The organism is Aureisphaera galaxeae, from assembly GCF_028561275.1.
Taxonomy (GTDB): Bacteria; Bacteroidota; Bacteroidia; order Flavobacteriales; family Flavobacteriaceae; genus Aureisphaera; species Aureisphaera galaxeae.
In genome coordinates this window covers 461,899-474,421 of record NZ_JAQQTF010000004.1, presented here as the reverse complement: position 1 = coordinate 474,421, position 12,523 = coordinate 461,899, and the positions used below count along the sequence as shown (strand labels likewise).

Below are 12,523 nucleotides of genomic sequence, written 5' to 3'. Positions count from 1 at the left end.
CAAATTTAAGGCTTTTCCCCTACCGACCATATATTTTCTTCCCCTGTCCAATGACATTGCCAACTTCCTATAGGACTTCCATCGGGAATGGTGGGCACTGCAAATACCTTGAACTTACTAGGTTCCTTAATAAAATTGTCGATTTCCTTTTTTAGGTGAGCCGTATAATCATTCCCTTCCTTACCTAAATCCATGCTCAAATCCTTAAGGGTTTTCATCGTAATGGCCTTCACCTGGGCAGTGCTTTGTGAATGAGCAGCCAAGTTCATTAAATATTGTAACGTAGTGTGCTGAATGGTCTTTTGCACCTCTCCTACGTAACCATCCCGCTCTTTTCCAAATACCTTTTCTACAAGCGCATCCTGAACTTCTGGCAGCCCAAGATTATTCTTATCCATGGCTTTCTGTTGTATCAACCGATTGGCTCTATGGGCATTCAACAACAACTGCAAGGTCATCTTAGATCCTGTAGCAGCGGCTCCCAAAGCATCGAATGCTACTCCGGTTTTACTTTTAAACGATTCGCGATCCCGAGGATAACCAAAGGCCCTCGGAGGGAATAATGCCAGTTTATCTTCGGGAACCATTAAGGTTTCTGTATCCAAAGTGTTTAAAACGGCATTGAGGGCCTTCTTTTGTTTCTTCTTGGAAAGGTAGTTGGTCGCTGTACCATTATACCCTTTCACCAAATAATCATATTCCATGCCACCAATGACCTTCACCGTAGCTTCGGTCTGATAGCGATGGAAGAAATACAAAGGTACAAATACATCTTCCAACACCGTATAAGGCTCCCCAGTTCTTATATTCTCTTTTGAAAAATTATCAATAGCTGTTTTCCGCACAGAAAGAACACGTTCCAACTCTTCGGAAGCGTCTGTTCCATTATCCCATAGATGGGCCGTTCCATGTGCGCCCGATTGCGCTCTGGCATCACTGTCGGTAATGTACCGCAGTCCTTTGGCGAAGGCACCTTCTAAAATGGCATTGAGGTGTACTTTTTCATCCACACCTGAAGGAGCATCGCTATAGCTGTAAGCCACCGTCACCTTATCCCACTCCCCGATTCCTGTATCATAGGCATTCGAAAAATCCATTTGCCCATTTTTGAATTCCAAATGCGGATGCGGATAGTCCATTACACTTGCCCGATCATTGGCACTGGCAGCAAAATTATGTGCAAATCCCAATGTATGTCCTACCTCATGCGCCGATAGCTGTCGGATACGAGCCAAGGCCATCTCCAAAAGCATCTCATGATTGGCATCGCTTGCTTTAAAAGGTTCTTTCATCAACGCCTGTGCAATCATAAAATCCTGACGTATCCGTAGACTTCCTAAACTTACATGTCCTTTAATGATTTCACCCGTTCTAGGGTCGGTAACACCTCCTCCATAACTCCATCCTCGGGTTGATCTATGTACCCATTGAATCACATTGTATCGTACATCCATAGGATCGGCATCGGCCGGTAATAACTTCACCTGAAAAGCATCCTTATAACCAATAGCTTCAAAAGCCTGATTCCACCAACTCGCTCCTTCTATCAAAGCAGAACGAATGGGTTCGGGAGTTCCGGGGTCCAAATAGTAAATGATAGGCTCCTTCGCTTCACTTACGGCTGCATTCGGATCCTTTTTTTCCAATCGGTGCCGTGTAATAAATCGTTTTTTAATAGGCTCCCAGATGGGCGTGCTATAATCCAAATAGGAAAGCGGATAGGAACCACTGCGGGTATCAAATTCCCTAGGAACATAACCATCATCGGGCAGTTCTACAAAACTGTGATGCTGCACCACCGAAATGGTGGAGTTGTCTGGGGCAACGGTGGAAAGATTCCTTCCTGTAGCCTGTCCCTTATAAGTAAGCAAGGCTTCGAATTCGCAATTCTTCGGGAAGGCCTTGGTACGTTCCATCCAGATGGCAGAACGGCTCTTCTCCAATTTATAGGCTCCTTCTTTTTGTCTTTTCAATCGATTGGCCACCCCATGGACGTCTTCCATGAGAAAAGGAGTAAGATCTATGATGTGTTTATTATCCTTGGTTTCTTTAATGGGAAATCCGAAGAGTACCGATTTGGCAAAGGCTTCGGAAACCGATTTGCGTTCCAACTCATTTTCGGAAATGGCCCGATAGCGAAGATTGGGTTGCATGAGCAACAGCTTGTTTCCAGCTTTTACGAATTTCACCACGGCTTCTCCTCCCAACTGCCCTCGGTCCAAACCAATGTCGTTAGACCCCAAGCCCGTTCGCAACGAGTGTACGTATAAAAATTCCTTATCCAGTTTTTCTTTGGGGACTTCCAAATAGATCGAGCCTTCATCCTCCGCATAATGGAAAGTGAAAAAACCCATAAAACTTTCCAGTTGTTTCTTTCCTTCCAGAAACTGTCCTGAAGCCGTGTAGACACTTAAAAACAAAATGCCCAAAAGAATGCGCTTTATCATAAGTTAGATTTATAATGTGGGGAATGCTCTAAGCTACTAAATTATCTTGAAATTAATTTCGGCTTGCAGATTTAAATTCTAATTTTACGTCAAATTTCAACTTCATGATAACAAACGATCAATTAAAAGATCTTAGAAATCGCCTGGATGCGTTAAGGAGGTATCTTTGACGTTGATGGCAAACGCATAGAAATCACCAACGACGAAGAGAAAACCTTCGATCCCAACTTCTGGAACAACCCACAGGAAGCAGAGGCTTTTATGAAGCAATTGCGAAACAAAAAAAAGTGGGTAGAAGACTACGAAAAAAGTGTTTCCCTTACCGACGACACTGAAGTCATGTACGAATTCCTCAAAGAAGGGGAAGGCGACGCCGAAACCTTGAGCGAAAGCTACAACTTGGCGTTGGACACGATAGAAACGCTAGAATTCCGAAACATGCTAAGTGAAGAAGGCGACGATCTTTCGGCCGTACTTCAAATCACAGCGGGTGCCGGAGGTACCGAAAGTTGCGATTGGGCACAGATGCTCATGCGCATGTACCTTATGTGGGCCGAAAAGGAAGGGTTTAAAGTGAAAGAGCTCAACTTTCAGCCGGGAGACGTAGCCGGAATAAAAACGGTGACTTTAGAAATTGAAGGCGACTATGCCTTTGGTTGGCTGAAGGGTGAAAACGGAGTGCACCGTCTGGTACGCATTTCCCCTTTCGATAGCAATGCCAAGCGTCATACCAGTTTTGTGAGCGTCTATGTGTACCCCATGGTGGATGACAGTATTGAAATTGAAATAAACCCAGCCGATATAGAGATCACCACCGCCCGATCCAGTGGTGCCGGGGGACAGAACGTAAACAAAGTGGAAACCAAAGTGCAACTGTTCCACAAGCCGACAGGAATTCAGATTTCCTGTTCCAATTCACGTTCCCAGCACGATAATAGGGCAACTGCCATGCAAATGCTGAAATCACAGTTGTATGAAATCGAATTGCGGAAGCAGATGGAACAACGTGCCGAAATTGAGGACAGCAAAATGGCGATTGAATGGGGCTCACAAATTCGCAACTACGTACTCCACCCCTATAAATTGGTAAAGGATGTACGTACCGCTCATGAAACTGGAAATACCGATGCCGTTCTGAATGGTGAAATCAACGACTTCCTAAAGTCCTATCTTATGATGATGGGGCAGGGCGAAACGAGTAATGAGCTGTAATCCCATTATCTGAAGAAAGTCTATGGAAGAGTCCTCTTTTGAAGAATTTGAAAAGGAATACCTAAAAATAGATCCTAACAAACTATTTCAGTCCATTTGGTCAAAGCCAAAAGTAACACTGGAATACGTACTTCATACCATCCCAACAAAACATGTAACGATCTTATTTGTGTTGGGCGGAATCGTAAGAAATATAGGTCGTGCTACCCAGAGAGGCCTTGGCGATAACATGTCCACGATGGTGGTGCTAGCCTCTTCTGTTTTTCTTGGGGCATTTTTTGGTTGGATTGGATACTATATCTATGCCTGGGCATTGAGTGCTCTTGGAAAACTGTTAGGCGGAGCAGCGGATCCCGAAAAAATGCGCACTGTTCTAGCTTGGTCCCTAGTACCATCCATTGCCTCCCTTTTACTGCTGATCCCTCAACTTATCATTTTTGGTGATGATCTCTTCCGTAGTTATCCACTTAATGATTCTACATTCTACAGTACTTTATGGATGGTTTTTGGTATTCTTGAGCTTATTCTTAGTATATGGAGTATTGTAATCCTAGTTATTGGAATTCGTTTGGTACAGTCTTTCAATATTGGATTCGCCATATTAAACATGCTACTGCCCATTTTTGCCATACTAATCCCATTGGCTTTACTTGCCATTTTGGCATCCTAAATAGCGATAGGAATTACTATATTTATCTGAAAACAATCGCATAGTGGCATGAAACCCGGAACCCTCATTCAAGAACTTTTTGATTTTTCAGACAAGATCAGATATGTAGCCATATACGAAAATGATGATCTGGTTTTTGAACAACGGGATGCTGCCGAAAATACTTCTTCAGGCAATACGGATACCTTCGAAGAACTCTTGGTAAACCCTACCCTGCTTACCCTTGCCCGCCAACGTGGTAATATTGATTGCGGTGGATTGAATTACCTTATCGTGGGATATGGGAATTTCTTTCAATTGGTGAAATCCACAAAAAATGGACACCTTTCTGTTTGCCTAGAACCATCTTCCGACCTCAACACCCTTCCAAAACAGGTCTTCGATTTTGTGGAAGGCAAATGTCCCGGTTGGTTGGATTAGTCCACACTGATTTGGGCACCTCAACAAATCAACCCACTAACCCTGAACTCACTAACCCAGAACCCTCAAACTCAGAACTCGGAACCCACAAACCGATTCAACATTAAAAGTTAAACCTATCCCAAATCCTTTTTGCCCAAAGGCGGGTCTTTTTACATTTAAATGCTAAACCAATTTTGCACGATGAAACGCTACATCTCCCTCCTATTGCTTTCCGTAATAAGTATCTATTCTACAACTGCGCAGGACCTTACCTTCGAAGAATACAACCCGACCTCTACCCTTGTCGTAGAAGGAGAACCTGTTCTAAAAGCCAAATTTCCTTTTATAGATATTCATGGACATCAGTACCAAATGGCCGATCAAGACTTAACTCCGGTCGTTGCCGCCATGGATACTTTGAATATGAAAATCATGGTGAACCTTAGCGGAAGGACTGGCGATTATTTAGAGCGATGCGTAGACAATATAAAAACCAATTTCCCAAATCGTTTTGTAGTGTTTGCCAATATCGACTTTGATGGTGTGGGGACAGAAGGATGGACCGAGAGAACCGTTCAGCAATTAGAGGAAGATTGCAACAATGGTGCCCGCGGACTGAAAATCTACAAGAGCCTAGGACTGCGCTATCAGGACGCCAAAGGAAATCGGGTCGCGGTAGATGATCCGAGATTGGATCCCATCTGGGCCAAGTGCGGGGAATTGGGAATTCCGGTCTTGATCCACACGGCCGACCCCAAACCCTTCTGGGATGAATTCGATGCCGACAACGAACGGTGGCTCGAGCTTAAATTACGCCCCAGAAGGAAACGCGGCCCCAACAATCCGGCACCTTGGGAACAACTTATAGGCGAGCAGCACAATATGTTCAAAAAACACCCAAACACTACCTTCATCAATGCCCATATGGGATGGTATGCGAATGACTTGGGAGCTTTGGGAAAATTATTGGATGAAATTCCGAATATGTATGTGGGCATTGCTGCTGTCATCGCCGAATTGGGGCGACAACCGCGAACTGCACGCAAATTCTTTATAAAATACCAAGACCGTATTCTTTTCGGGAAGGACAGTTGGAAACCCGAAGAATTCCCTACCTATTTCCGTGTACTGGAAAGCGACGACGAGTATTTCCCCTATCACAAAAAATACCATGCCTTTTGGGCCATGTATGGAATGGATTTACCCGATGAAGTACTTAAAAAAATATACTACAAAAATGCGCTGCGAATTGTCCCCGGATTGGACCGAAGTTTATTCCCAAACTAGTATCTTCGAATATGAATTCGGCACAAGAAATTATCCAACATCTAGCGCTCCAACCCCATCCAGAAGGAGGCTACTTTAAAGAAACCTATCGCAACCCTCACCAGATTCCTGCATCTGAGTTGGGAGCAGATTATTCAGGGGCTAGGAATTACGCAACCAGCATTTACTTTCTGTTAACCCAAGGGAATTTTTCGGCCTTCCATAAGATCGTTCAAGACGAGCAATGGCATTTCTATGACGGTGCAACCCTTTGGCTACATATGATTTCGCCAGAAGGAGAGTACAAAAGGATTGAAATAGGAAGGAATATTGCCGCAGGAGAAGTACCTCAGTTTACCGTACCTGGAGGATATTGGTTCGGAGCAGAGGTAAAAGAAGGCGGTGAATTTTCGTTTGTAGGTTGCACGGTAGCTCCGGGGTTCGATTTCGACGATTTCGAAATGCCTTCCCAAGAAGACCTGCTCGCAATGTATCCACAACACGAAAACATTATACGAAAACTAACACGTGCATAATTCATGAAACAAATTTCAACCGTAATTTTCGACCTAGGAGGCGTACTAATCGATTGGAGCCCAGAGTATGTATACCTGAAAGAATTTAGAGGCAACCGAGACAAAATGGATTGGTTTCTCAACTACATCTGTGCTTGGGATTGGAACGTAAATCAGGATGCTGGCTATCCACTTGCCAAAGCCACCGAGGATCGTATCGCTCTGTTTCCAGAGTACAAAGAGCTTATCGAAATGTACTATGGGCGCTGGGAAGAAATGCTAGGCTATACACACGATGACACCTTAGAAATTCTGAAAAGTCTTGCCAACAATCCCGACTACCGTGTCTATGCCCTGACGAATTGGAGCGGGGAAACTTGGCCTCATGCTATCGAAAAATTTCCTTGGTTGGATTTGTTCGAAGGGATATTGGTAAGTGGTGACGAAGGCATGCGAAAACCCTTTCCAGAAATCTATGAACTGATCCTTTCCCGGTACAACATTAAACGGGAAGAAGCTGTCTTCATAGACGATAGTGAAAAAAACATTGAAGGCTGCGAAGCCGTGGGTATTAAAGGTATCCATTTTAACAATGCGCACAGTCTTTCGGTTCGCCTTCGCGAGTTGGGAGTTGTGCTATAATTTGATTACTTTTCCGTATGAATCATAAAGTTGCTGTTTTAGGGCCCATTCCAAGGGACTATATCATTACCCATCATAAAGAAGTGATCCAAAAATATGGCTGCGCCACGCACACAGCCATTGCCTTGTCCAATCTGCTATCGGCCGAAGATGAGATCATTCCCATCACCCATATTCGGAAGCAAGATCAGGAAGGGATTTTTTCCTTATTACAGCCGTATTCAAACATTAAGACAGAAGCTATTTCTTCGGAAGCAGATCAAGGGGATGTAATTCAGTTGAAATTCAAGGATCAGAACAACCGAAAGGAAACCCAAACCGCCTTTATGAAACCCATTGGCCCGAACGATGTAAAAGATCACCTCGATGCCGAAGTCTTTGTTTGCGTTCCCGTTACCGATTTCGAAGTTCCCTTAGAAACCCTAAGGTACATCAAGGAAAACTCTAACGCCAGCATTGTTTTCGATGCCCATGGTCCTACCACAGCACTCACCGTTCGAGGAAAGCGAGTGACCAAATTTTGGGTAGATCGCGACCTGTGGCTTCCTTACATTGATGTGCTAAAAATGAACTTGGAAGAGGCCAATTGTAGTTGGTTTCAAAACGAATACGAACTCAAAGACCTTAAGGAAAATAAAGAAATTGAAGAATCGGAATTACCTAGGTTCGCCAGGCATTGCTTGGAACAAGGTTTAAAATCCCTATTCGTAACATTGGATGCCCGTGGCGTGATGGTATATACAATGAAAGATGGAGAACTTCAAGAAAACTTTGTGCCTTCCGTTCCCGTTTCCCATGTCGTAGATACGACCGGCTGTGGAGATTCGTTTGCTGGCGGGATTGCCTTCAGTCTGCTTAAAGACCCGAACGATCACATTAAGGCCGCCCAGTATGGTAATGCCATGGGAGCCCAAAGAACCCAAGGAAAAACCTTCGAAGTTTTTAAATCCTTGGAAGAAACCAATAAGATTATTTCTGAAACCTATTCCTAACCATCTTTCAGAAATCAACAAGAAATACATAAGTTAATTTGAAAGCTGCCAGCGTTGCCCAACTGAAAAAGGAATTGAAATTTCGATCTTCGGACGAATTGGAAGCCCTGTGCCTTCGATTGGCTCGTTTCAAAAAGGAAAACAAAGAACTCCTCACCTATCTCTTATTTGAAAGTGAAGACGAAGCGGGATATGTGGATACGGTAAAGGAGCAGATGGACGAAGGTTTCGAGGCTATTAACACTACGAGTTTTTACTATGTGAAAAAGAGCATTCGGAAAATCCTTCGGGAAACCAAAAAATACATCCGCTATTCCAATCATAAAGAGACCGAAATAGAATTACTCCTCCACTTTTGCCATAAACTGAAGAGTTTTTCACCCTCCATAAAACGCAGTCGTACCATGATGAATTTGTACGATAGGCAAGTGGCTTTGATTGAAAAGAAAGTATTGGGACTGCATGAAGACCTTCAATACGATTATGCACTGGAATTGGAAAAAATTAAATATTAGAGAGATGAAGAAAGTAGCTTTATTAATGCTAACCTTATGCTTTGCGCTCCCTTCTTTTGGGCAGGACAAGGAATTGAAGAAATTAACTGTTGAGTCCAATCATTCTACGCTATTGTTTTCGGTACCTATTTCTGGCGGAATTACACGAATAGCAGGAAAATTTAATGACTACAGTATGGAATTGGATATGGACGAAGACGATTTTACCCAATCCAAACTAAGCGTAACCATACAGGTAAATAGTATCGACACGGGCATCCCCGCTAGGGATGAACACCTGCTTACGGCCGATTTTTTCGATGTAGAAACCTATCCAGAAATTACATTTGTAAGTGAAACGATTGAACGGACACGCCGTGGCTACGTGGTTATCGGTACTTTTACTATGAAAGGTGTTTCCAAGACACTTCGATTGCCTTTGGAACAAACGGGAAAGGACGGTAAAAATACCTTCGGATTTTCTTCAAGATTATCCATTAACCGTATGGACTATGGTGTAGGTTCCGATTTTAAGCATGATTCTATGGACAACTTCCTAGGTGAAAGAATACATGTTGAAATTGATTTTTGGACCAAAAAAAGAAAAGCACCCAAAAAAACAGAAAAATAATGACCAAAATATATCACAACCCCCGTTGCCGTAAATCCCGTGAAACCCTTCAAATTCTAGAAGAAAAAGGAGAAACCATTGATATTGTCCTTTATCTGGAAAATCCCCTCACTAGGGAGGAGCTTTCCGATATTATTAAACTTTTGGGAATTGCACCAATAGATCTTGTTCGGAAAAATGAAGCCATTTGGAAAGAACTGTACAAAGGAAAGGAACTCTCTGATGCACAGATTATTTCTGCTATGGTCGAAAATCCTAAACTCATTGAGCGTCCTATTGTTATAAAAAATGGAAAAGCGGCTTTAGGTCGTCCGCCGGAAAGTGTTTTACAAATTCTTTAAAAAGTTTAACAAAAGCTTGGGAAATAGCCGTTAAACCCCGCCGTATTTTCGTGGTCTAAGTTCGAAAAACCACCATGAAATACATATTTTTTCTGGCAGTCTTCTGCCTTACTACTATTGCTTGGAGTCAACGTGGCACAGGCCCTAGGGGGAATTCTGGACCCGTAACGGTATACGGAAACGTACTAGATAAGGAGTCTGGGGCTCCATTAGAATTTGCCACCATTGCCATTTCGAACCAAAACGGAGAAGTCGTTTCTGGAGGAATTACCGATGCTAAAGGAAAATACAGTATCGAGGTTCCGGCTGGGGTATACACCATCCGATTCGAATTTATTTCCTATAAAACGGAAATTTTGGAAAATCAACGCTTGTTCAAATCGACCAAGCTTCCCAATATGACGCTATCCTTGGATACCGAAAGTTTGGACGAAGTTGTTGTGCGAGCAGAAACTACGGAGGTGCAGATTCGATTGGATAAAAAAGTATATACCATAGGGAAAGATCTTACCACGAGCGGAGCCACCGTAAGTGATGCATTAGACAACGTTCCCTCGGTTACTGTAGATGTAGACGGAACGATTGCCTTACGTGGGAATGAAAACGTACGTATCCTCATTAACGGAAGGCCATCGGCCATTGCGGGATTTGGTTCTACCGACGCCTTGCGACAACTTCCTGCCGAAGCCATAGAGCGTGTAGAAGTGATCACCTCACCTTCCGCTCGCTACGATGCTGAAGGTACCGCAGGGATTCTTAATATCATCCTTAGGAAAGAGAAAACGCTGGGACTGAATGGTTCCGTACAAACTAACTTCTCCTACCCTTTGGGAAGTGGTGTTACCGGAAATATTAATGTACGGACGAACAAGTTCAATGTCTTCAATACCACAGGGGTTCGGTACCGTGATCTGCCGGGAAATGCCAATTTCGAAAATAGATATTTTAACGATGCCATTAATCCCTTAGTGATTGAAGACCGAGATTTCGATCGTGTTCGCAGGGGATTCAATACCAATTTGGGAATCGAATATTTCCTAACAAAAACCTCTTCCATCACCGCCTCGGCTTTTTACCGCTTGGGTGATAATGAAAGCACAACCACCAACATTACACAAGAATTTGACACGACAGATGCGCTGGCCATTTCTAGGGATCGGATTGAGACCGAAGGGGAAGATGACAACAACTTTCAGCTTTCCCTGAACTATGTGAACGACTTCAATCCCAACGGGCATAAGCTTACGGTCGATTTTCAATACGAAACGGGAGAGGAAACTGAGACATCCCTTATCGAGGAAAGCAATACCATTCCAGCGCTGGAAATATTACCTTCAGAAAATATCGTTCAGGAGCAGGATGAATCCGAATATTTGGTGCAGGCCGATTATGTACTCCCCATTGGTGAAAACGCACAGTTCGAAGCTGGATATCGAGGACGTTTCGAAAATACCCTTACCGATTATTTACTGGAAGAACAGTTAACTGCGGGCGGGAACTTCGTTCGGAATGACAGCCTGAGCAATGTGTTCGATTTCACCCAGAACGTACAAGCACTCTACTCACAGTATGGAAACAAGTTTGGAAAGTTCTCTTTTCTTTTGGGACTACGAATGGAATCTACCGTATTAAAAGGAGAAGTATCTGGAGAGGATGTAACTACGAATGACGATTTCAACGTAAATTTTGATAAAGACTTCTTGGGATTGTTCCCCACAGTGAATTTGGTATACGAAATAGGCGAACGGGAAAATATCTCTTTTGGTTACAACCGAAGAATTAATCGTCCGCGCTTCTGGTTTCTGAACCCCTTCCCTTCCCGATCCAGTGAAGCGAATGTCTTTCAAGGAAATCCTGGACTGGATCCAGCTTATGCCAGTGCCTTCGATTTGGGCTATTTAAAACGCTGGGGGCGAAAGCTTACGTTAACAGCTTCTGTGTACTATCAGTACGAAACCGATGCTTTCGAACGAGTACAGGAGGATACGGGACAGTTTACACCGAATGGAATCCCGATCATTAGAACCATTCCCATTAACCTTTCTACCAATCAGCGTATTGGTGGGGAAATGGCGATACTCTATAATCCACTAAAATGGTTCCGTTTTAACGGAAGTTTCAACTTCTTCCGCTTCGAAACCGAAGGTAGCTTTAATGGGATCGATTATGGAACTGAAAATACCAGTTGGTTTGCCCGTGGAAGTGCCAAAGTAACGCTTCCAGCCAAAATCGATTGGCAGACCAATGCTTTCTATCGTGGCCCGAGGAACAATGCCCAAACCGAAACGGAAGGGATTCTATCCATCAGTTTGGCCTTCAGCAAGGATATTATTAATGATAATGCTACAATTGGATTCAATGTGAGCGATTTGTTCAATTCCAGAAAGCGCATGTCCTTTACCGAAACGGCCAATTTTACTAGCGATAGTGAATTTCAGTGGAGAGAGCGTCAGTTCAATTTAGCGTTTACCTACCGATTCAACCAGAAGAAACAGCGCCAACGTAATGGTAGAAACGGCGGTGATTTCGATGGGGAAGGTTTTGAGGGTAAGCCATAAAAAAAGGAGCTCCTTTTCAAGAACTCCTTCTTACTTTATAATTGACGGGGACTTAGTTCCCTTCTTTTGCTTTTCTTTTCGCTTCGCGCTTTAACTTCATGTTTTCGATCAAGGCTCCTCCTATCCAATAAGGAATAAAGGAAATTAGGAAAATCATTAGCCAGAATCCTATGGTTAATATCGTTAAGAAAGCAAGAAATCCTAAATATTGTTGAAAATCGAACATGCGTTGTCTGTTTTGTTTTTGCAAAGATAAAATGAAAAAATCAATCTTAAAACATCTCTTTGCAAAAACTCTTCAAGTTATGAACAGAAAACTCACAGAATCTATGGCCCACTTACTTCCATCTTCC

13 protein-coding genes are annotated in these 12,523 nt (G+C 43.2%); 11 read left to right on the top strand and 2 right to left on the bottom strand.

Annotated elements, in window-relative coordinates:
• Positions 1-5 precede the first annotated feature (5 nt).
• Positions 6-2,447: a zinc-dependent metalloprotease gene (locus tag POV27_RS07230; protein WP_272862077.1), complete on the bottom strand. Its 2,442-nt coding sequence runs from the start codon at positions 2,445-2,447 to the stop codon at positions 6-8.
• A gap of 104 nt (positions 2,448-2,551) precedes the next feature.
• Between POV27_RS07230 and prfB the strand changes: the two genes are divergently transcribed.
• From prfB to POV27_RS07175, 11 genes are all read left to right on the top strand, one after another.
• A protein-coding gene (gene prfB / locus POV27_RS07225) for a peptide chain release factor 2 (protein ID WP_272862076.1) occupies positions 2,552-3,659 on the top strand; the annotation gives its coding sequence in 2 pieces (ribosomal slippage) (positions 2,552-2,614 and positions 2,616-3,659; 1,107 coding nt in all).
• A gap of 22 nt (positions 3,660-3,681) precedes the next feature.
• Positions 3,682-4,329 carry a YIP1 family protein gene (locus POV27_RS07220; RefSeq protein ID WP_272862075.1) on the top strand — a complete coding sequence of 216 codons (648 nt, stop codon included), beginning with the start codon at positions 3,682-3,684 and terminating at the stop codon, positions 4,327-4,329.
• A gap of 48 nt (positions 4,330-4,377) precedes the next feature.
• A complete protein-coding gene (locus POV27_RS07215) occupies positions 4,378-4,749 on the top strand; it encodes a hypothetical protein (protein ID WP_272862074.1) in 372 nt (123 codons plus the stop codon).
• Positions 4,750-4,932: 183 nt separating this feature from the next.
• Entirely contained in the window at positions 4,933-6,018 is a 1,086-nt protein-coding gene (locus tag POV27_RS07210; protein ID WP_272862073.1) for an amidohydrolase family protein, read from the top strand.
• An 11-nt stretch (positions 6,019-6,029) separates the two neighbouring features.
• A complete protein-coding gene (locus POV27_RS07205; protein WP_272862072.1) occupies positions 6,030-6,533 on the top strand; it encodes a cupin domain-containing protein in 504 nt (167 codons plus the stop codon).
• 3 nt (positions 6,534-6,536) lie between these two features.
• Positions 6,537-7,154 carry an HAD family hydrolase gene (locus tag POV27_RS07200; RefSeq protein WP_272862071.1) on the top strand — a complete coding sequence of 206 codons (618 nt, stop codon included), beginning with the start codon at positions 6,537-6,539 and terminating at the stop codon, positions 7,152-7,154.
• 17 nt (positions 7,155-7,171) lie between these two features.
• Positions 7,172-8,146: a carbohydrate kinase family protein gene (locus POV27_RS07195; RefSeq protein WP_272862070.1), complete on the top strand. Its 975-nt coding sequence runs from the start codon at positions 7,172-7,174 to the stop codon at positions 8,144-8,146.
• 38 nt (positions 8,147-8,184) lie between these two features.
• Positions 8,185-8,661 (top strand): hypothetical protein, encoded by a 477-nt coding sequence (locus tag POV27_RS07190; protein ID WP_272862069.1) that lies wholly within the window; start codon positions 8,185-8,187, stop codon positions 8,659-8,661.
• 4 nt (positions 8,662-8,665) lie between these two features.
• Complete coding sequence (locus tag POV27_RS07185) at positions 8,666-9,271, top strand: YceI family protein (protein WP_272862068.1); 606 nt, start codon at positions 8,666-8,668, stop codon at positions 9,269-9,271.
• The gene (arsC, locus tag POV27_RS07180; protein WP_272862067.1) at positions 9,271-9,612 is read left to right on the top strand and encodes an arsenate reductase (glutaredoxin); all 342 of its coding nucleotides are present in this window, start codon (positions 9,271-9,273) and stop codon (positions 9,610-9,612) included. Before POV27_RS07185 ends, arsC begins: the two co-directional genes overlap by 1 nt.
• 74 nt (positions 9,613-9,686) lie before the next feature.
• A complete protein-coding gene (locus tag POV27_RS07175) occupies positions 9,687-12,170 on the top strand; it encodes a TonB-dependent receptor (RefSeq protein ID WP_272862066.1) in 2,484 nt (827 codons plus the stop codon).
• Positions 12,171-12,222: 52 nt separating this feature from the next.
• Here POV27_RS07175 and POV27_RS07170 read toward each other — a convergent pair whose 3' ends face one another.
• Positions 12,223-12,396 (bottom strand): hypothetical protein, encoded by a 174-nt coding sequence (locus POV27_RS07170; protein WP_272862065.1) that lies wholly within the window; start codon positions 12,394-12,396, stop codon positions 12,223-12,225.
• Positions 12,397-12,523: the final 127 nt, after the last annotated feature.